Below are 19,556 nucleotides of genomic sequence, written 5' to 3'. Positions count from 1 at the left end.
ATACTTTGAAACAGAGAGGTTATATATTTTATCTATCAAAGAGATAGATAAAAACTATTTCAATCCCAATTCTTCGTAAGCTTTTCGATAACCAATTTGCTTAACAGTTCCATTTTCTACTAAAATCGGCCGTTTTAACAACATACCGTCGCTTGCTAGCAACTCAGCTGCTTCTTGGTTTGACAGACTTCCTACCTTATCTTTCAGCCCCAATTCACGGTATTTGATTCCACTGGTGTTGAAAAATTGCTTCAACTCGAACCCTGAGGTTTCTAGCCAGTTTAAAATGACTTCTTGACTAGGTGTTTCTTCCACGATGTGAACAGCTTTGTAGTCCACACCGAGTTGGTTTAATTCTTGTTTTGCTTTTTTACAAGTTGAACATTTTGGGTATTCGATAAATTCTAACATGTGTTTCACTTTCTATTTTATATCTTTAAAATCTGCGCCTTCATGCTCCAAGAGCCAAGCTTTCTTTTCCACTCCTGCAGCATACCCTGTCAGACGCTTGCCTGCTCCCAGCACACGATGACAAGGTACTAGGATAGACCAAGGATTGCGCCCCACTGCTCCACCAATTGCTTGAGCAGAAGCCACTTGCAAATCTTGTGCTATTTGCCCATAGATCACTGTCTGACCATAAGGAATTCCCTGTAAATAGGACCAAACTCGCTTTTCAAAATCCGTTCCGATTGGAGCCAAGGGCAATTCGAATAAATCTCGAGACTTGCCTTTAAAGTAATCATCTAAACAAGCAATAACTGGGTCTAAAATGGGATGACTAACAACTGATTCTATCGTCTCATCTCCTAGTCCCCTCTCAAAATGCTTCTGCTCCTGAACCCAAATGCCATACAAATACTGGTCATCAGCTACCAGTGATAGAATACCAATTGGCGAAGAGTAGAGCATTTTTGCGTACTTCTTTTGCATTATTTCTTCAATTTTTGATAGGCCAAGCGTTCGCCATCAACTGGAACCTTACCAACCTGTTTAAAACCGAGTTTTTCAAAGATATGCTGCATAACCTTGTTTTCAGCATGTGTATCCGAGCGAAAATCAAGATAATCAAAACCTTCAATCAATCCCTCTAGGAAAGTCTGAGCAACCCCCTGTCCCTGGACATCTGCTGCCACAGCAATACGGTGAAAGACTAGGTACTCTGACTCTCCAGCTTGCCATTTTCCTTCATAAATAGCTTCATAGGCTGCCTCTGGACTCTTGGTCACAGCTGCATAAGCTAGTAATTCTCCCTCTTCCAAGGCTACATAGGCTTGACCTGAGATAATATCTTCAATAATAATATCAGCATTTGGATAGCCATTTTGCCACTGGTCACTACCAGCATCTGCTAAACATTTTTTAGCATCCTCCATCACCTGCATGATGGCATCTACTTCATTTGGAAAAGCTAAACGAATCTCCATCTTTTCTCCTCTTTTCTGACTAGTTTCTCCCATCATAGCATAATTTAAGCCTTTTCACAAGCAGTTAAAATTTGACTTTCCGTTTTTATTATTTTATAATCTAGTTATTAAAACTAGATAAAAAGGAGTTGAAAATGAAAACCACCTTTTCCTACCCTAAATGGGCAGAAATTCCAAACATTGACCTCTATCTGGATCAGGTTTTGCTCTATGTCAATCAGGTCTGCGCCCCTATCTCTCCTGATAAAGATAAGGGCCTGACAGCATCTATGGTCAATAATTATGTGAAACATGGTTACCTGACAAAGCCTGACAAGAAAAAATACCAACGCCAACAGATTGCCCGTTTGATTGCTATCACAAGCCTCAAGTCTGTATTTTCTATTCAAGAAATAGCACAGACACTGAATACTCTCCAAAGTCAAGCAAGTTCAGACCAACTCTACGATGCTTTTGTGGACTACATGAACCAAGGAATTGATCCAGCTAACCCCATTATCCAAACCAGCTGCCAAACCGTTAAACTCTATCATCAAACTCTAGCCTTAATCCATCATACTGAAGAGGAGGAAAGCCAATGAACACTAGTCTTAAACTCAGCAAACAACTCAGTTTTGGAGAGGAGATTGCTAATAGCGTGACCCATGCCGTAGGTGCAGTCATCATGCTCATCTTACTCCCCATTTCATCCACCTATACTTATGAGGCACACGGATTTTTATCATCTATTGGTGTTTCCATTTTCGTTATTAGTCTCTTTCTCATGTTTCTATCATCCACCATTTACCACTCTATGGCCTATGGTTCAACCCACAAATATGTCTTGAGAATTATTGACCATTCGATGATTTATGTTGCCATTGCTGGCTCATACACGCCCGTCGTCTTGACCTTGATGAATAACTGGTTTGGTTATCTGATTATTGTCATCCAGTGGGGAACGACCATTTTCGGCATCCTCTATAAAATCTTTGCTAAAAAAGTCAATGAGAAATTCAGCCTTGCTCTTTACCTGATTATGGGCTGGTTGGTTCTAGCTATCATTCCTGCCATTATCAGTCAAACAACGCCAATTTTCTGGAGTCTCATGGTAACTGGCGGACTCTCTTATACAGTTGGGGCTGGATTTTACGCCAAGAAAAAACCTTATTTCCACATGATTTGGCATCTCTTTATCCTAGCAGCATCTGCCCTCCAGTACATCGCCATTGTTTATTACATGTAAAAAAGTTGAGAAATTCAATCTCAACTTTTTTCTTTACACATATTGATAAAGTACTGGTGCAAGCGCACATCATCAGTCAATTCTGGATGAAAAGAGGTCACTAACATATTTTTTTCTTGAGCAGCAACGATTTGATTGTCAACTGTTGCTAGAATTTCTACATCTTCTCCAACACTGCTGATAATTGGACCACGGATAAAGGTCATTGGAATCTGACCAACTCCCTTACATTCTGCTTCCGTATAGAAACTTCCTAATTGGCGTCCATAGGCATTTCGCTCGACCACCATATCCATAGTTCCTAGATGACTTTCTTCTTGAGAAGCGATTTCCTTAGCCAGTAAAATTAAGCCTGCACAGGTTCCAAAGGCTGGTAAACCAGATAGAATGGCTTCTCGGATAGGAAGCAACATATCCTGGTCTCGTAAGAGCTTGCCCATGGTTGTAGACTCACCTCCAGGTAATATCAAACCCGACAAGTCACTCTGATGTTGCTGAAAATCCTCTAAATTTCTGATTTCGACACTCTCGACACCTAATCGATCTAGCACTTTTGCATGTTCTGCAAAGGCACCTTGCAAGGCTAATATTCCGATTTTCATCTATTTTCCTCGCTCAGCCATGAGGATTTGGATCTCATTTTCATTGATACCAACCATGGCTTCTCCTAAATCTTCAGAGATTTGAGCTAGGATTTGAGGATTTCTGAAGTTAGTCACAGCTTTGACAATAGCACTGGCCCGTTTAACAGGATCTCCTGACTTAAAAATACCTGAACCTACAAATACACCTTCTGCCCCTAATTGAATCATCAGTGCAGCATCTGCTGGCGTTGCAACGCCTCCAGCCGCAAAGTTTACAACTGGCAATTTCCCATGTTCATGGACATATTGAACCAATTCTACAGGGACTTGCAAGTCCTTGGCAGCAACATAAAGTTCGTCCTCACGTAGGTTTTGAATGCGGCGAATTTCCTGATTCATCATACGCATATGACGAACAGCTTGAACGATATCTCCTGTACCTGGTTCTCCTTTGGTACGAATCATAGAAGCACCTTCAGCGATACGACGCAAGGCTTCACCCAAGTCCTTAGCTCCACAGACAAAAGGTACTTGAAATTCTTTCTTGTCCACATGGAAACGGTCGTCAGCTGGCGATAAAACTTCACTCTCATCGATATAGTCAATCTCAATAGCCTCTAAAATCTGAGCTTCAACAAAATGCCCGATTCTGACCTTGGCCATCACTGGAATACTAACCGCTTCTTGGATTTCCTTAATCATCTTTGGATCACTCATGCGGGAAACACCTCCAGCTGCACGAATATCTGCTGGAATCCGCTCCAAGGCCATCACAGCTGCCGCACCAGCAGCCTCTGCAATACGGGCCTGTTCAGGATTTTGCACATCCATGATAACACCGCCCTTGAGCATCTGTGCCAAGTTTTTATTTAATTCATAACGATTTTCAGTCATTTCTTTATCCTCATCATTTGTATTGGTAGCTACTATTTCATTTTAAGTTAGATTAGAAGGAATCACAAGATAAAAAATGGACAATTGTATGGGTACATATTGACTAAAAAAACTATCTGACCTTAACTTAAGGCCAAATAGTTCATCAAATATTATTTTTCAGCTGTAAGGGCAGCCATTGTGATGTAGTTGTATGGTTTGTTGAAGTGTGGCAAGAAGAATAGATCTGTCAATGCCAATTTATCAATTGTCACATGCTCTTGGATAGCAAGTGAGAACATGTGGATTCCCATGCTGATTGCAGAATCGTGTGAAACCATTTGTGCACCAAGAATTTCACGGCTATCTTTGTCAAAGACAATCTTGATGGCAACTTCATGGTTGTCATGCTTCATAAATTCTGGTTTTTGAAGATCGTTAAAGCCTGTTTCAGTTGCGTTGTAACCAGCAGCTTTAGCTTTTTCAAGAGTCAAACCAGTTGAAACCATGTGAAGACCGTAGATTGAGATACCATTTGAACCTTGAACACCTATTCCTTCCAATTCATGTCCACAAGCGTTATATGCACCAACGATACCAGTACGAACAGCATTTGAAGCAAGCGCGATGTAGCTAGTGTCTTTACGTGCATTGTCATAAACAGTTGCACAGTCACCCACAGCGAATACACCCGGAAGTGAAGTTTCTTGTTTTTTATTTACAAGAAAGGCACCATTGTGGAAGAGTTCAATCTTACCATCAGCAAGAGCTGTATTTGGACAAAAACCAACTGCAAGGATTACCATATCCACATCGAAACTTTCTTTATCGGTGATCAAGCGTTCAACCTTACCGTCACCTTCGATCGCTTTAACAGTTTGACCAAGAGCCAAGCGGATATTATGGTCTTCCAAGTGTTTAGCCATCAATTGAGTGAAGTCTTTGTCATAGTAACCGTTCAAGACAGTATCTACAATATCAACAAGGACAACTTCTTTGCCAAGACGTTCAAAGGCTTCAGCAAGTTCAACACCGATGTAACCACCACCAACAACGGCGATACGGTCAAGGTGTTGGCTCTTGTCAGCAAGTTTATTGATAACTTCTTCAGCGTTTTGGTACAATTTGACGAATTGTACGTTTTCAAGAGTTGCTTTAAATTCGCGGTTTCCTTTAACAATTTCAACACCTTCAATTGGTGGCAAGATTGGTGTAGAACCCGTAGCAAAAATCAATTTCTCGTATGATTCTTTGTGTTCTTTTCCTTCAACTTCGGCTGTAACTACTTTGTTATCATAGTCAATTGAAAGAACTGGCGAGTTCATGTAGACTTTAGCACCTTTAGCTTCCAATTTTTCTTTATCAGAATAGAACAAGCCTTCAGCACCGTCAATTTGCTCACCAATCCAAAGGGCCATTCCGCATCCTAGGAAAGAGATGTTAGAATTTTGGTCGAATACAACGATTTCGTTCTCATTACCAAAATTATCCAACATAGTATTAATACATGCTGTTCCAGCGTGGTTAGCACCCACGACCACGATTTTACTCATAAGATAATTCCTACCTTTAATTTTTTATTTACTCCTCTAGTATACCATTTTCTGTGAGCGTTTACAAGAGGTTTGCTATTATTTCATCATTTTTTATCAAAAGTAATTCCCCATTATCCTGATTTCAAGGCTCATGATTTTTATGAGCATATTTCTTGATTTTTTTCAAATTTTATTTGTGAAAATTCTAACTTTATGGTATTCTAATAACATGAAAATAAAATGTAAGGGCTTCAATTTAGATAATTATTTGATATTACAACTTATTTTCTATATGAGAAAGGAGTTGGTAACTTGCCTCTTCGTTCACATTCTGAACGCCTAATGGGAACCACTATCACTATTTCATTAGTGGATGAGCGAGCAGATAGCTTGCTCCAAAAATCCTTTTATTTACTCAGAGAGCTAGAATACCGCTTCAATGCCAATAGTCAAGAATCAGAGTTGATGGAAATCAATCATCAAGCTGGAATAGCTCCAGTCAAAGTTCATCCTGATTTGTTTGAATTGATTTCACTTGGATTAGAGCATAGCCTAGCGCCCTCTAGCCATCTCAACATCAGCATTGGTCCCTTGATTCAGACCTGGCGCATCGGTTTTTCAGACGCCAAGGTTGCCCAACCTCAAGAAATCGAATCGGTGCTCCCTTTAATCAATCCCCATTATATCGAGTTAGAATCTACTACTTCGACTGTGTTTCTAAAACAGAAAGGAATGAAGATTGATCTTGGTTGTTTAGCCAAGGGTTATAGTGCGGATAAGGTTGCCCAATTTCTTAGGAAAGAGGGTGTGACTTCTGCCTTGATTAATCTGGGAGGGAATATCCTGACCATTGGAAAAAATCAGGCAAGAGGGAATCAATCTTGGCAAATTGGGATTCAAGACCCAGCCAATCCAAGGGGAAATCACTTAATGACCATTCCTGTTGTCAATCAATCTGTCGTGACTTCAGGCATTTATGAACGTTACCTGACCGTCGATGGACAAGATTACCATCACATTTTTGACAGCCAAACAGGATACCCTGTTGAAACAGAACTCGCTAGTCTCACAATCATCTCTGATAAATCAGTTGATGGCGAAATCTGGACAACTCGACTCTTTGGAGAAAGACCAGCTTCTATCCTCTGGCAAGTCGAAAGTTTGAAGGGCATCGAAGCCATCCTCATCGATAAGGAAGGCCACCTAAGCTGTTCTTCAGGAATTCCTACTCTATAGAGACAACTGTTTCAATGGAGTTTTAAAATCGTATTATGTAAAAAGAGAAAGGAAATCTCATGTTAAAACTTATTGCTATTGTTGGAACAAATTCAAAACGTTCTACAAACCGTCAATTGCTTCAATACATGCAAAAACACTTTGCTGACAAAGCTGAAATTGAACTTGTTGAAATTAAAGACATTCCTGTCTTCAACAAACCAGCTGACAAGCAAGTACCTGCTGAAATTCTGGAAATTGCTGCTAAAATTGAAGAGGCAGATGGTGTTATTATCGGTACTCCTGAGTACGACCACTCTATCCCAGCTGTTTTGATGAGCGCTCTTGCTTGGTTGTCTTATGGTATTTACCCACTCTTGAACAAACCAATCATGATTACAGGTGCTTCTTACGGTACGCTTGGTTCATCACGTGCTCAAATGCAACTTCGCCAAATCTTGAATGCTCCAGAAATCAAAGCAAGTGTCCTTCCAGATGAATTCTTGCTTTCACATTCTCTTCAAGCCTTTAATCCAAGTGGAGATCTAGTAGATCTTGATGTTATTAAAAAACTGGATGCCACTTTTGACGACTTCCGTATCTTTGTAAAAATCACAGAAAAATTGCGCAACGCACAAGCCCTACTTCGCAAAGATGCTGAAGACTTTGACTGGGAAAATTTGTAAGATAGGAGACCAAAAAGAATGAAATTTGTTGGACTTGTAGGATCAAACTACGATCAATCATATAACCGTAAACTCTTGGAATTCATCCGTCGTCACTTCAAACTCAAATTTGAATTAGAAGTTCTCGAAATTGATGAAGTTCCAATGTTTAACCAAGACGAAAAATGGGATGAAAGTTTCCAATTACGTTATTTATATAACAAAATTACTCGTGCTGATGGTGTCATTATTGCTACTCCTGAGCACAACCACACAATCTCAGCTTCTCTAAAATCGGTTCTTGAATGGCTTTCATACGAAGTTCATCCATTTGAAAACAAACCAGTTATGATTGTGGGAGCTTCTTACTACGACCAAGGTACTTCTCGTGCCCAAGTTCACCTTCGTAAGATTCTTGACGCTCCAGGTGTCAATGCCTACACTCTTCCAGGAAATGAATTCCTTCTTGGTAAAGCCAAAGAAGCTTTTGATGTTGATGGGAATATAACAAATGAAGGAACTGTTAATTTCCTTGAAACATGTTTAGACAACTTTGTAAAATATGTGGGAGTCGTTTCAAAATTGAAAAAACCAAAACCAATCGCACCAGAAGATTTATATTGTACAAAACCAATCGCAACTACAATTCAAGGTGTTGACCCTGATGATCCTGAATGGGTAGAAAAAGCAGCTGAGCTTGTTGGAGCTGTTTCAGGAGATACTTACGTTAAATTAGACCACGGTATCTTGACAGTTAACCAAATTGATATGTTCTTGAAAGCAATGCCATTTGAGTTGACATATGCGGATGATAATAACCAATTCTTGTACTATAATAACGCCCATCAAGATCCAAATACAATGTATGGTAAACGTGTGCGCGTTCAAGCAGGTAGCCGACTAGGAACAGTACATGCTTCCCTACCACCTGAAAGAATGAAAAACGTTGAATGGGTTGTCGGTGTACTACGTAACGGAGATCAAGAATATGTCCGTACAATTGTGCCGGGAACACCTGAAGGTGTTATCAATACACATAACTACAAGGCAATGTACTATCCAGATGGTTCATATGCTGGAATCAATGAAATCATCTTCAATTTCCAACCATGGCTCGATTGGTACTTGGAAACAACTGGTCAACGTCTAGTTGGTGGAAATGCTGCAGCTCCTGCTGGAGGACATGGCGGAGCAGATGCTACATCTGGAGCTTCTGATTCAAGTGATGCTGGAGGTCACGGTGGTGGCGCAGACGCTACAGCTGGTGCAAGTTACTAATGATAGTTTTAGGAACCATTTTGGTTCCTTTTTTAGTTAAAAAAGACTAGCAGTTTGTGTCTGCTAGTCTTTTGATTATTATTTCACCTATCCTTGTTAAAAGAAAGAATACTTATTATGAATTTGGATCATCGAGACTACGGCCATGTAAGCCTTTTTCACGTTGGACTTGACGTAGTTTCTCTGGTGTAACATCGTTTCCTTCTTCGTCCACAATTTTGATCCCTTCGATGTGGTGACGAACAGTGCGACGATAACCTTCGATGTACTCCTCACGTAGTTTGGCTTGTTCAACTTTTTCTTCTGGTGTCAAGCCTTCTGTTTTTTTCTTTTTGGCCAGCTCGTTAATACGATCAATTTTTTTAGGATCCATGTTTCTCTCCTTTATGATAAGATTTAATCCGTTTAACAGATTTTATTTGGTATTGATTTGGTTAAAACGAGCAAGCTTAGCTGCTTTTTGAGTTAAATGAGACAAGATTGCCAAACGATTTTGACGGACTGCTTCATTTTCAGCCATAACCATAGTATTTTCAAAGAAAGCATCAATGACTGGGCTAAGCGCAAAGAGCTGTTTCAATTGCTGACTGGCAGTCCCTGACAAAACGAGTGATTCTACTACTTCTGCCAAGGCTTTCTCTTCTTCATTCTCAAAGAGAGCTGAATCAACTGTAGCAACTCCTTCTGCCTTCTCAGCCAAGTTAAAGGCACGAGAAAGTGATTCAACAGATGGTTTAAAGTCTTCTTTCTCGCTTGCTTCTACGAGAGCACTTGCTGCTTCCAACATATCCGCCACAACAAAGTTTGAACCTGCAAGAACGGCTTCCTTGATATCTTTTGGAGTAGATCCCATCATCTTATCAACACGAGCCTTGATAAAGTCCATAACCTCTGACTTATTTTCATAAGTCAAGCTGTCAAATTTCAAAGCATAAAGGCTATCAATCAACTCATCCATAGCAATGTGCCAACCAAAGGTATCCAAGATACGAACCACACCTTGCGTCGCACGACGAAGGGCATAAGGGTCATTAGAACCTGATGGAATCAAGCCTACTGAGAAGAAACTCAAAATCGTATCCAATTTGTCTGCAATGGCTAGAATGGCTCCAACCTTGCTCTCTGGAAGTTCTCCTTCGGCTGATGTAGGCATGTAGTGTTCACGAATAGCAGCTGCTACCGCTGGAGTTTCCCCAGCAAGAAGGGCATATTTTTCACCCATAATTCCTTGGAGCTCGTCAAATTCACCAACCATACCTGTCAACAAGTCAAACTTGTAAATGGCTGCTGCACGGGCTAGGTCAACTGTTTCATCCACTGACAAACCAGCTTTTTCTGCCAAAAGTACAGCGATTTGACCCGTACGAATCATGTGTTCACGAAGGGAACCAATTTTCTCATGGAAAGTCACATTGTTTAATTTTTCAATAAGGTCAGAAATCACCAATTTTTGGTCTTCACGCCAGAAGAATTCTCCGTCTTCCAAACGAGCTACCAAGACTTTTTCATTTCCTTTAATGACATTTTCCAAATGCTCTGCATTTCCATTACGAACAGAAATGAAGTTTGGCAAGAGTTTACCGTCTTGATCACGAACAACAAAGTAACGTTGGTGTTCTTTCATTGAAGTCACCAAAACTTCTTCTGGAACTTCAAGGTATTTGGCATCAAAACTTCCCATAAAGGCAGTTGGGTATTCGACCAAGTTCAAGACTTCATTAAGCAAATCAGCATCAATTTCGATACTTACACCATGTTTTGCCTCAATTTCCTTGATTTGGTCAACAATCATTTGCTCACGTTCACGTGGATCTGCAATTACAAACTGACGACGAAGGTCTTCTTCATAGCTCAAGGCTGACTGAATCTTAGTTTCTTTTCCCAAGAAACGATGGCCACGGCTCACACGACCGCCCTTGATATCAAGGAAATCCAAATCAAACTCTTCTTCATCTAAAAGAACAGTCAAAGTGTGAACAGGACGAATGTATTCAAAGCTATTTCCAGCCCAGTGCATGCTAACAGGGAAAGTCAGTGACTTCAAAACATCTACAACACCAGGAACAATGGCTTCAACTGCTTGACCAATTTCTTCCTTAGTGACATAGACATATTCTTCACCCTTGATTTCACGGAATTCGATATCTTCAACAGTCAAGCCTTTCCCACGGACGAATCCTTGAGCTGCTTTGGTGAAGTTGCCATCACTATCCAAGGCAATTTTCTTTGCTGGACCCTTGAAATCTTCTGTCAAATCAGACTGTTTGTCTGCAAGGCCAGTTACACGAACAGCCAAACGACGTGGTGTTGAGAAGGTCTGAATAGCTTCAAAAGACAGACGGTTCTCCTTGAGGAAGGCTGCCATTTTTTCGCCTAGTTGTTTTTCACTTGGTGTAACAACATAGGCTGGTAATTCTTCAAGACCGAGTTCTACTAATAAGTTTTTTGTCATGTTTTTTCTCCGAAAAATATCTTTTTATTTTCCAGTTTGCCTTATGTGATTGGCACGCAAGCAACCAACTTCGTTGTTTCATTGCTAAAATTGGAGCCAAAAGTCTCCAATTTTGCCTAGTATCCTTAGCTTCACTAAGGATACCTTCATCACTGCGGCAACTGGTTCAGGGCTCACACTGTTCGCCCATTTTCGTAATTTGTCACTCTCTTTATTCTGCGTCTTCTGCTAAGAGTTTAGCTCGTGTTGCTTCATCTAAAAGTGGGTAGCCTAGGCGTTTTCGTTCTGCGACAAAGGTTTTAGCTACGACACGGGCCAAGTTACGGATACGAGCAATATAGCCTGCACGCTCTGTTACAGATACGGCACCACGCGCATCAAGCAGGTTAAAGGTGTGTGAACATTTGAGAACATAGTCATAGGCAGGGTGCACCAATCCTTCTTCCAAGGCACGACCAGCTTCTTTTTCAAACTTATCAAAGTTTTCAAGCAACATTTCTTGATCCGAAATTTCAAATGAATATTTTGAATGCTCGTACTCAGGCTGGATGAAGATTTCTCCGTATTTTACACCATCAGCCCATTCGATATCATAGACAGAATCTACTTCTTGGATGTAAGAAGCCAAACGCTCCAAACCATAGGTAACTTCCGCAGTCACAGGGCCAGTTGCCAATCCACCAACTTGTTGGAAATAAGTGAACTGAGTGATTTCCATACCGTCAAGCCAAACTTCCCAACCAAGACCAGCTGAACCAGTTGATGGGTTTTCCCAGTTGTCCTCAACAAAACGAATATCGTGTTCCAAAGGATTGATTCCCAATTTTTCCAAAGACTCAAGGTAAAGTTCTTGGATGTTTGATGGAGAAGGCTTCATGACCACTTGGAATTGGTGGTGTTGGTAGAGACGGTTAGGGTTTTCCCCGTAACGACCGTCAGCAGGACGACGTGATGGCTCTACATAAGCCGCATTCCATGGCTCAGGTCCGATAGCACGAAGGAAAGTATAAGGACTCATTGTTCCCGCACCTTTTTCATTATCATAAGCCTGCATAAGCATACAACCTTGGTCATTCCAAAATTGTTGCAAAGTCAAAATAATTTCTTGAAATGTTAATTTCTTAGACATTGAATACTCCTTAATAAAAAATGATTTTTTGCGACACGAGTCTGCCTCGTCGATTATACGAGGCAAGACGAGTTAGTACTGCGTCTAGCTCAGGCACTCTAGTGCTGAGCGTAGGGCAGTCCGACTGAAGGAGGTTTCTGCCACTGACGCAGTGGAAAGTCAATTTTTTAGACATTATTTACTCCTTTTTATATAAATTACTTGCGACACGAGTCTGCCTCGTCGATCATACGAGGCAAGACGAGTTAGTACTGCGTCTAGCTCAGGCACTCTAGTGCTGAGCGTGGGGCAATTCGACTGTAAGGAGGTCTCTGCCACTGACGCAGTGGAAATGTTAATTTCTTAGACATTGTTTACTCCTTTAATTTTTATATTTCTTTTTCAATTAATTTCTGCTGAACAAACCAATTTAACAAGGGAAGAGTTTTATCTGTATTTGCCCATAGATGATAAGAATCGAAGACTGCTTCTACACTACCTAGATTTTCTACCAACTTATCCACTGTCAAAAAACTACGCCAGTATTCGTAAAAAATACTTGCATAGTTCTTATCATAAGTTGAGGAACCAAAATCATTCAATGAATGCCAACCATACTTCTTCTGATAAAGTTCTACGAGAGATTGATTACAATTTTTTTCCGCTTGAAATTCTTCTTCTGTCAAGAAATACTTGCGACTAATATATTCAACCATCCCCTCTTCGAACCAGATATAAAAGTCGTAACCATCAAAATCATCTAAAAAATGCTCCGACCAATGAGCTAACTCATGTCCTACAATCTGTAAGAGGAAATTTTCAGATAAAGAATGATAGTGACTTTCTATTGCTTGAGTTTGCCGAGAACATTCGTAGTCCATCAACTGATACAAATACAGCTCTTTCCAAACAGCTAAATCAGGCGTCATAACCATTCGTCTATTATTTGTATAGGCAGGAACAGGACTTTCCCTAATAATCTGTGTAGCAGCATTAAAATCTGACCAAATGACGGCTTGGGGGAAATCATAGACTGCCAGTTCATTCTTTAAAAAAGATTGATAAGCCTCCAGCTTCTCAGTATTTCTTAATACAAAATCACGAAATGCAACTAGTTGGCTATCATCTTTTACAAGATAAAGGTTATCCACGGCTCTCCTTTCTTTCACACAATAGACTGAATAAACAAAAGAACCGCATCCGACAATCCTAGGTTGATTTAACCTAGGGGCGTCAAAAACGCGGTTCCACCCTAATTTATTACTTCATTGTTTGTAAAGATAAGACAGAAAGCGCCAGTTCTTTATTTTGCCCTACTTGGCTCCCACTATCCCAAGCTCGCTTGAAGAACGCCATAAGACTTTCTTTCCTGCAGACTATTATATCAAAAATTAGAACAATGTACAATTCTTTTTATGATTTTCTAGAAATCCATATCATCAACTCGTGGAGCACCCGACTGAACAGCTATCGTTTTCAAGATTTCTCGCTCCTCATGATTCAGTTCAATTCCAAAGCAATCAAGATTAGCCTGAATACGAGAGGCTGTGACAGATTTTGGAAGTGGTAGAAATCCTTCTGCCAAGCTCCAGGTCAAGGCTATCTGAGCAACAGACTTTCCGTAATTTACCGCAATTTCTTGCACTTGCTTGCTATCAAACAGTTCTCCCTGACCAAAAGGCCCCCAAGCTTCCAATAAAATTCCTTTTTCTCGACAATAATCTACCACTTCCTCTTGATACACACCTGGCGCCAAACGAACTTGATTGACCGCTGGAACGATATTTGCTGTTTCAAGCAAGGCATCCAAATGATGGGGAAGGAAATTACTAACTCCGATAGCACGGATTTTACCTTCTAGGTAAAGATCCTCCATCGCTCTCCAGACCTCAGCATTGCGAGTTTTCCATGCCTCATTTTCTCTTAAAGGTTTTGGATTTGGCCAATGAATCAAATACAAATCCAAATAATCCAAGCCCAGCTTTTCTAAAGACTCTTCAAAAGCTTGACGAGCTTGCTCATAGTTGTGATTTGTATTCCAGAGTTTACTGGTTACAAAAATTTCCTCCCTCGGAATGCCACTATCTTGAATAGCACGACCAACGCTTTCTTCATTTTTATAAATCGCTGCCGTATCGATATGACGATAGCCTGCCTTTAAAGCCTCTAAAACTGCTTGGTAGGCAATCTCTCCATTTTCAGCTTTCCAGGTTCCAAATCCCAGAACTGGAATTTCTACCCCATTATTTAATTGATAAGTATTCATATACTTCTCCTTCTATTTTATTTATCAATTATAGTATAAACCATTTTTTGCTAATTAGTACTATCTTCTGTAAAAAATAAGTCTATCAAATATCTGACAGACCCATTTTTGTTGCTTATTCATCACGACTATAATACAGCTCATGAGCTTTTAGGCGAGTATTGAGCATTTCTGGTATGGTCACAAAGGTGTACCCTTGATTTTTCAAATATTCAATGACCTTCGGCAAGGCATTGACTGTCGGACTGTGAATATCATGCATCAGAACGATAGAGCCATTAGCTACTTGATGCTGAATTTCCGTCAAAATAGCCGCTTCATTTTTACTCTTCCAATCCAGACTATCCACATCCCACATAATAAAGCTCAAATCGAGGCTATTGCGAATGTCGTCTGTAATGGCTCCATAAGGCGGACGCATGAGTTTAGAACTCGTTCCCAAAACTTTTGTCAAAATCTCTTCGGTATCTGTAATTTGTTTTTTAGCTTCATCAAGAGGGAGTTGCGAGAGAATCGGATGACTCCAACTATGGTTTCCAACAACATGACCTTCAGCTTTTATTCTTTTCACCAAGTCCTCATTTCCAGAAACGTTTTTCCCAAGCACAAAGAAAGTGGCTTTAACACCATATTTAGCTAGAGTCTCTAACGCCTGCGGAGTCGTTGCTGGATTTGGACCATCATCAAAGGTTAGAGCGACAACTTTTTGATGTTTCTTATCAAAATAAGACTGGTACAATGCTGCATCTTTTTCAAGTAAGTATGAGGATTGGATAAAATCAAAGAAAGCAGATACTGGCAAGGATATCTCTTCTAAATTTTCAACCGCAGGACTTGGATAAAGGATGATTTGGCTATCCTTATAATCAAAATTCCATGCAGATAAATCTTGGTCAGAGAAACCTTTAACAATCTGATCAATCTTTTCTTGCTCTAATTTCTTATCCTGTAAGAAAGAGGTCATTTCTTTTATCAGCTGTTCCTTAGCCTTACTAGCATCTGAAAACAGTTGGTCAAGTGTAAAAGGTTTCCCATCTTCTGTTAAGTGAACCTTTCCAAGACTGGTCTTTTCAGTCTCTTCAACCTTAAAAGCAACTAAATCATAGATTTGTTTGGTTACATTACGATTGACGACTCCCTTTAAACCTGACTCTTCTTGCTCCGTATAGTAGAAAACAAGATTTTCCTTACTTTCCAGCTTGTCCTTAATATCTTTATTTATCAGTTCCTTAACAGATGAAATAACTTGCTCCCCTTGGAGAGGATAATAGGCAATCACTTCGGTTTGCCCCTTACGAAAATGCTCCTTCTGATTTCCCTCACTCAGTTGATCATCTTTCTCTTTTTTGAGCGTTTCAATCTTTTGTTCAAAACTTTTTTGCTGGTACATTTTAAAAGCAATAAATCCGCCTAATAAGCAAATAGAAATTGCTAAAATACCAATCAAAGCCAATAATACATGTCTCTTTTTCCCGTGTCTGCCACGTCCCAGTCTACTTTTATTCATATTTATATCATAACAAATTTGAGCAATAATTTCAATGATACAGTTTGGCAATCCAGAATTCCTCCAGCAAGCCAAAGCATCTCACATCAACTCGATCAGCCCTATCTGTAGGAACCATCTAGTTTTCTATCTATGGAATTTCTAGTGGATTGAAGCTAGAATAGACACCGTGACTTCTAAAAACATTCTGAGAAATTGATTTATTTTTCCCAATCGATTTATCCTCAAACATCCCTGCACCTCTGATATTTTCTTGATAATACTATATACCCAGACACTTGTAGTTTTACCTTCAGCTAGTAATGTTGACTTTTCTTCTTCAGATAATTTTTTCCGTAAGTAGTCAATCTGCTGAGAAGTAATGTTCTCTTTCCCCATTGCCTTGACAGATTGTATCACTATTGCAGTTAAGGTTGACATATTTGAAATATCTCCATTATTTCTCTGCTTAAATTCTATCCTTGCCTTACCAACATTAAAACTAGCATATCTTCCATCTGATATATAGGTCCATTTTGCTGGTACCTGCGTAGATAAACCAAGTAAATTCAGGGCTGTGTTTCCCGATGGAGCAATGGTCCAATTATATTTTCTAGCAATAGCATCAGCAACTTCATCCACAGACGCCATTGCATACTCTCCAATCAATTCTATATATTTTGGTTTATAATAAATACCTTTCAAAATGCGAGTAATCTCTTTGTCTTTTACAAGACGATTTAATGTACTACGAACAGTTTCATATCCTGCAATATCAAAGAAATCATTTGCTATAAAAACTTGATTTGATTCAAAATTTTCTATCCTCTTTACTATTTCCTGCTTATAGTTCATCTATCACGCCTCCTTTGCACCGAATATGATGCTATTTTTAGTGCAAAAAGTCAAATGAGAGTCATTTTTATCAAAGAGATAGCATACCTCTTCTTATGTAGAATCTCTATCCATTTTTTATCCCATTTCTTATTTCAGTAATAACTTGATTATAAAAATCATGATAGTCAGCCGTATTTATTTCTTTTATAATAACGCCATATGTACACAAGAGTATTCTCACATTATCATCTAAATCTCCACCTTTAGAGTAAAAATACACCTTTGTAAATTCAAAATGTTTCTTCTTGTATGCGAGTAGCCACCACAAATCGATTTCAGCTAAATCTAAAGCAAAACCAAGGATATGAACATCATTGCTTACAAAACAATCAATCCATGAATGATGATAAAAATCATTTTGAGAATTCCATCTCCTTAATAATTCAGACGTATATCCTATCACCTGCGAAAGCAAATAGCCATAATAGTATTGTCCTAGTATAATAGACTTTTTTCTCGTTGCTATTCCATGTATATGCCATAGTTTTTTTCGATCACCTAATTTTATATACTGATAAATTCCTAGCTCCTTTTCCTTTTTACTGATTTCACCCTCCTTCCCATATCCATATAGATTTAAGATTTTTCCAATAGATGGATTAGTACAGATTGTTTTTTCAAATTCAAAGCTGTAATTCGTCGTCAAAATATTCTCTACTTCTAACGTTAATAAGTCCTCAAGAAACTCTTTCTTTCTTTTTGAAATTGTCATCTTATCCTTCAAAAAATCAGTTAGTTCCTCTGCGACAGTTTCTTCTTTCCCCTCATAGTTTACTGAAATCCTCATCGGAAAACTTAAAGAATCGCTTATCTCAGCATGTAATGAACGTTTCTCCGCCTCTTTTTCACCTCTAAACTTGTCGACATTAAAGAAATCATCATTTTCTGGCTCGCTCGCAAATAATCTATTGATACCATTCCCTACTAATAAAATAGGTTTATTTTTTCTGCTTTCATGTTTTCCCATTCCATTACCCTTTCTCTTTTTAAAGCGTTTACATATACTCCTAAAGAAAGATGGATAGAAAGACGCTTTTCAACTTCTTTCTATCCATTACTTCCTTCAAGAGTCCACACCAGCAATTCTCAGTTCCATTTCATGAACTATCTTACTTGTCTCGTGTTTCTTCTTTATCTTACTCTGCCATCGAAGACTTCTACTGATACTAAGGAGGAAGCATTCCCATCCAAAAGACGGTGTCCTGTCCCCAGAACCATTTCCCCGCTAGAAACTGGTATATTCCCACTACAGGTTTGCTACTAACTTTTCCTATCGTTATTATCCAGCAATGTAGTAACTTCTATGGTCGCCTGCGATATTTCACATGTCGCTTATCTTAACTGAGCAAGAATAGCTTTGAGTTTCTCAATCAACTCATCTTCTGTGTGCTCAGACTCTTTCTCATTGGCTAGGAAGGCAACTGCTTGAGCGAGAGCTTCTCGTGCTTGGTCAAGGACTTTCGCATCTACACTTGTAAGGTCGCCATCTTGCAGAACCTTAGTTAATTCCTTGGTCAATTTCTTGAGTTCTGACTCTTTCTTACGACGCGCGATGAGGAAGAGAAGGAGACCAAGAAGGGCGAGCAGGCTGCCAATCATCGTACCGTACGGAAGATGAGCTTGTTCTTTGCTTGTTTCTTTCGTTTCTTCTTCATCCTTAGTCGCTTGCTTGCCCTTCAAGGATTCGAGTGCTTCTTTGACCTTGGCAGTCATCTCTTTCAAGCCTGCCTCTGTCAAGTCAGCATTTCTAAGGGCTTCTTGACCCTCACCGAGAATGACCTTCGCAGCGTCGATGACAGATTGATCAATACCATCCAAGTCTTTCAAACGAGTTTCCAGTTCTTCAACCAATCGAGCAAGTTCAGACTTGTCAACAGGACGAGTCTCGCTAGGAGTTGTTGTATCGCCTGAATTGTTTGGAGTCGATGTAGAAACTGGAGTCTCCTGAACTGGAGTACTTGCTTGAGCCTGTCCAACAGTAGACGATGGAGTAGCAGGATTGCTATTACTACTATCGTCTGTCGTCACACCAGAGGCTGGAGTGTTGCCACTGTTACCTGGTGTCGCACTGTTGCTATTGCTGTCAGCAGGGGTGGTAGTAGCGCCGTTGTTAGTGTTAGCACTGTTATTAGTGTCGCCACTAGTATTGCTGTTACTACTATTGTCGGTATTATCACCGTTGTTGGTGTTAGCACTATTGTTAGTGTTACCATCATTACTTGGTACAGAAGTTGGTTTATCTACCAAGCCTTCTTTGGCTTTATCAAGTTCTTTCTTCGCTTCATCCACTTTCGCTTTCGCATCCGCTACGTCTTGTTCCGTTGCGTTCGCGTTCGCAATCACTTTTTCAGCTTCGGTTACAGCTTCTTGAGCTTTTGCCTTCGCGTCTTCATAAGCTTTCTTACTTGCTTCTGTCTTACCAGATGTTGATGCTCCTGGAGTAAGGGCTGCTTCCAAGTCCTCTTTCGCTTGCGTTAGAGCTGTCTTGTCTTCTTTGTCGACTAACTTCTCTTTCGCTTTGTCCAACTTACCTTGAGCTGCGGTT

21 protein-coding genes are annotated in these 19,556 nt (G+C 39.8%); 6 read left to right on the top strand and 15 right to left on the bottom strand.

Features of this window, described 5'->3' with window-relative positions; genetic code table 11:
* Window positions 1-54 precede the first annotated feature (54 nt).
* Genes HT679_RS06430 through HT679_RS06420 form a run of 3 tightly spaced genes read right to left on the bottom strand, consistent with a single transcriptional unit; the run spans window position 55 to window position 1,427 of the window.
* Entirely contained in the window at window positions 55-411 is a 357-nt protein-coding gene (locus HT679_RS06430) for an arsenate reductase family protein (protein WP_000889091.1), read from the bottom strand.
* 12 nt (window positions 412-423) lie between these two features.
* Window positions 424-933 carry a methylated-DNA--[protein]-cysteine S-methyltransferase gene (locus HT679_RS06425; protein ID WP_173213633.1) on the bottom strand — a complete coding sequence of 170 codons (510 nt, stop codon included), beginning with the start codon at window positions 931-933 and terminating at the stop codon, window positions 424-426.
* Window positions 933-1,427, bottom strand: coding sequence for a GNAT family N-acetyltransferase (locus HT679_RS06420; RefSeq protein ID WP_173213630.1), 495 nt, complete (start codon window positions 1,425-1,427; stop codon window positions 933-935). The genes HT679_RS06425 and HT679_RS06420 overlap by 1 nt, the downstream gene beginning before the upstream one ends.
* Window positions 1,428-1,561: 134 nt before the next feature.
* Between HT679_RS06420 and HT679_RS06415 the strand changes: the two genes are divergently transcribed.
* The gene (locus HT679_RS06415) at window positions 1,562-2,008 is read left to right on the top strand and encodes a DUF1836 domain-containing protein (protein ID WP_173213628.1); all 447 of its coding nucleotides are present in this window, start codon (window positions 1,562-1,564) and stop codon (window positions 2,006-2,008) included.
* The gene (locus HT679_RS06410; protein WP_173213625.1) at window positions 2,005-2,652 is read left to right on the top strand and encodes a hemolysin III family protein; all 648 of its coding nucleotides are present in this window, start codon (window positions 2,005-2,007) and stop codon (window positions 2,650-2,652) included. Before HT679_RS06415 ends, HT679_RS06410 begins: the two co-directional genes overlap by 4 nt.
* A 20-nt stretch (window positions 2,653-2,672) precedes the next feature.
* On the opposite strand, the gene pdxT is transcribed toward HT679_RS06410, so the two are convergent.
* The 3 genes from pdxT to HT679_RS06395 form a co-directional block, all read right to left on the bottom strand.
* Window positions 2,673-3,254, bottom strand: a complete 582-nt coding sequence (gene pdxT, locus HT679_RS06405) for a pyridoxal 5'-phosphate synthase glutaminase subunit PdxT (RefSeq protein WP_173213623.1) — start codon at window positions 3,252-3,254, stop codon at window positions 2,673-2,675.
* Window positions 3,255-4,130 (bottom strand): pyridoxal 5'-phosphate synthase lyase subunit PdxS, encoded by an 876-nt coding sequence (gene pdxS / locus HT679_RS06400; RefSeq protein ID WP_173213621.1) that lies wholly within the window; start codon window positions 4,128-4,130, stop codon window positions 3,255-3,257.
* A gap of 152 nt (window positions 4,131-4,282) precedes the next feature.
* Complete coding sequence (locus tag HT679_RS06395) at window positions 4,283-5,662, bottom strand: FAD-dependent oxidoreductase (RefSeq protein ID WP_173213619.1); 1,380 nt, start codon at window positions 5,660-5,662, stop codon at window positions 4,283-4,285.
* Between the two features lie 142 nt (window positions 5,663-5,804).
* Here HT679_RS06395 and HT679_RS06390 point away from each other — a divergent pair, with 142 nt between their 5' ends.
* The 4 genes from HT679_RS06390 to HT679_RS06375 are packed head-to-tail and all read left to right on the top strand — an operon-like array spanning window position 5,805 to window position 8,802.
* Entirely contained in the window at window positions 5,805-5,987 is a 183-nt protein-coding gene (locus tag HT679_RS06390; protein WP_173213661.1) for a hypothetical protein, read from the top strand.
* Window positions 5,957-6,880, top strand: coding sequence for an FAD:protein FMN transferase (locus HT679_RS06385; protein WP_173213617.1), 924 nt, complete (start codon window positions 5,957-5,959; stop codon window positions 6,878-6,880). Before HT679_RS06390 ends, HT679_RS06385 begins: the two co-directional genes overlap by 31 nt.
* A 59-nt stretch (window positions 6,881-6,939) precedes the next feature.
* The gene (locus HT679_RS06380) at window positions 6,940-7,545 is read left to right on the top strand and encodes an NADPH-dependent FMN reductase (protein ID WP_033677008.1); all 606 of its coding nucleotides are present in this window, start codon (window positions 6,940-6,942) and stop codon (window positions 7,543-7,545) included.
* 18 nt (window positions 7,546-7,563) lie between these two features.
* Complete coding sequence (locus tag HT679_RS06375; protein ID WP_164226729.1) at window positions 7,564-8,802, top strand: NAD(P)H-dependent oxidoreductase; 1,239 nt, start codon at window positions 7,564-7,566, stop codon at window positions 8,800-8,802.
* Between the two features lie 115 nt (window positions 8,803-8,917).
* Here the strand turns inward: HT679_RS06375 and HT679_RS06370 are convergent, their stop codons facing one another.
* From HT679_RS06370 to HT679_RS11340, 9 genes are all read right to left on the bottom strand, one after another.
* Complete coding sequence (locus HT679_RS06370; RefSeq protein WP_000371299.1) at window positions 8,918-9,175, bottom strand: DUF896 family protein; 258 nt, start codon at window positions 9,173-9,175, stop codon at window positions 8,918-8,920.
* 42 nt (window positions 9,176-9,217) lie between these two features.
* The gene (gene glyS, locus HT679_RS06365) at window positions 9,218-11,254 is read right to left on the bottom strand and encodes a glycine--tRNA ligase subunit beta (protein WP_138704450.1); all 2,037 of its coding nucleotides are present in this window, start codon (window positions 11,252-11,254) and stop codon (window positions 9,218-9,220) included.
* A 211-nt stretch (window positions 11,255-11,465) separates the two neighbouring features.
* A complete protein-coding gene (glyQ, locus tag HT679_RS06360; protein WP_000038733.1) occupies window positions 11,466-12,383 on the bottom strand; it encodes a glycine--tRNA ligase subunit alpha in 918 nt (305 codons plus the stop codon).
* A 368-nt stretch (window positions 12,384-12,751) separates the two neighbouring features.
* Entirely contained in the window at window positions 12,752-13,513 is a 762-nt protein-coding gene (locus HT679_RS06355) for an elongation factor Tu (protein ID WP_173213615.1), read from the bottom strand.
* Window positions 13,514-13,785: 272 nt separating this feature from the next.
* Window positions 13,786-14,628 carry an aldo/keto reductase gene (locus tag HT679_RS06350; RefSeq protein ID WP_173213613.1) on the bottom strand — a complete coding sequence of 281 codons (843 nt, stop codon included), beginning with the start codon at window positions 14,626-14,628 and terminating at the stop codon, window positions 13,786-13,788.
* 115 nt (window positions 14,629-14,743) lie between these two features.
* On the bottom strand, window positions 14,744-16,135 hold the full coding sequence (gene pgdA / locus HT679_RS06345) for a peptidoglycan-N-acetylglucosamine deacetylase PgdA (RefSeq protein WP_173213610.1): 1,392 nt from the start codon (window positions 16,133-16,135) through the stop codon (window positions 14,744-14,746).
* A 141-nt stretch (window positions 16,136-16,276) separates the two neighbouring features.
* On the bottom strand, window positions 16,277-16,969 hold the full coding sequence (locus HT679_RS06340; protein WP_240149579.1) for a DUF6088 family protein: 693 nt from the start codon (window positions 16,967-16,969) through the stop codon (window positions 16,277-16,279).
* Between the two features lie 106 nt (window positions 16,970-17,075).
* Window positions 17,076-17,978: a hypothetical protein gene (locus tag HT679_RS11345; protein ID WP_225904826.1), complete on the bottom strand. Its 903-nt coding sequence runs from the start codon at window positions 17,976-17,978 to the stop codon at window positions 17,076-17,078.
* Between the two features lie 365 nt (window positions 17,979-18,343).
* A partial coding sequence (locus HT679_RS11340) for a hypothetical protein (RefSeq protein ID WP_240149578.1) occupies window positions 18,344-19,556 on the bottom strand: 1,213 nt, incomplete at its 5' end.

This window comes from Streptococcus sp. 4886 (genome assembly GCF_013276485.1).
Classification (GTDB): Bacteria; Bacillota; Bacilli; order Lactobacillales; family Streptococcaceae; genus Streptococcus.
The sequence above is the reverse complement of the archived record's forward strand: the minus strand, read 5'-3'. Positions and strand labels throughout refer to the sequence as shown.

What these genes read in the sequence shown, in the direction of transcription:
- HT679_RS06430 (WP_000889091.1), bottom strand. Translation starts at nt 411, where the DNA reads ATGTTAGAATTTATCGAATACCCAAAATGTTCAACTTGTAAAAAAGCA.
- HT679_RS06425 (WP_173213633.1), bottom strand. Translation starts at nt 933, where the DNA reads ATGCAAAAGAAGTACGCAAAAATGCTCTACTCTTCGCCAATTGGTATT.
- HT679_RS06420 (WP_173213630.1), bottom strand. Translation starts at nt 1,427, where the DNA reads ATGGAGATTCGTTTAGCTTTTCCAAATGAAGTAGATGCCATCATGCAG.
- HT679_RS06415 (WP_173213628.1), top strand. Translation starts at nt 1,562, where the DNA reads ATGAAAACCACCTTTTCCTACCCTAAATGGGCAGAAATTCCAAACATT.
- HT679_RS06410 (WP_173213625.1), top strand. Translation starts at nt 2,005, where the DNA reads ATGAACACTAGTCTTAAACTCAGCAAACAACTCAGTTTTGGAGAGGAG.
- pdxT (WP_173213623.1), bottom strand. Translation starts at nt 3,254, where the DNA reads ATGAAAATCGGAATATTAGCCTTGCAAGGTGCCTTTGCAGAACATGCA.
- pdxS (WP_173213621.1), bottom strand. Translation starts at nt 4,130, where the DNA reads ATGACTGAAAATCGTTATGAATTAAATAAAAACTTGGCACAGATGCTC.
- HT679_RS06395 (WP_173213619.1), bottom strand. Translation starts at nt 5,662, where the DNA reads ATGAGTAAAATCGTGGTCGTGGGTGCTAACCACGCTGGAACAGCATGT.
- HT679_RS06390 (WP_173213661.1), top strand. Translation starts at nt 5,805, where the DNA reads ATGAGCATATTTCTTGATTTTTTTCAAATTTTATTTGTGAAAATTCTA.
- HT679_RS06380 (WP_033677008.1), top strand. Translation starts at nt 6,940, where the DNA reads ATGTTAAAACTTATTGCTATTGTTGGAACAAATTCAAAACGTTCTACA.
- HT679_RS06375 (WP_164226729.1), top strand. Translation starts at nt 7,564, where the DNA reads ATGAAATTTGTTGGACTTGTAGGATCAAACTACGATCAATCATATAAC.
- HT679_RS06370 (WP_000371299.1), bottom strand. Translation starts at nt 9,175, where the DNA reads ATGGATCCTAAAAAAATTGATCGTATTAACGAGCTGGCCAAAAAGAAA.
- glyS (WP_138704450.1), bottom strand. Translation starts at nt 11,254, where the DNA reads ATGACAAAAAACTTATTAGTAGAACTCGGTCTTGAAGAATTACCAGCC.
- glyQ (WP_000038733.1), bottom strand. Translation starts at nt 12,383, where the DNA reads ATGTCTAAGAAATTAACATTTCAAGAAATTATTTTGACTTTGCAACAA.
- HT679_RS06350 (WP_173213613.1), bottom strand. Translation starts at nt 14,628, where the DNA reads ATGAATACTTATCAATTAAATAATGGGGTAGAAATTCCAGTTCTGGGA.
- pgdA (WP_173213610.1), bottom strand. Translation starts at nt 16,135, where the DNA reads ATGAATAAAAGTAGACTGGGACGTGGCAGACACGGGAAAAAGAGACAT.
- HT679_RS06340 (WP_240149579.1), bottom strand. Translation starts at nt 16,969, where the DNA reads ATGAACTATAAGCAGGAAATAGTAAAGAGGATAGAAAATTTTGAATCA.
- HT679_RS11345 (WP_225904826.1), bottom strand. Translation starts at nt 17,978, where the DNA reads ATGGGAAAACATGAAAGCAGAAAAAATAAACCTATTTTATTAGTAGGG.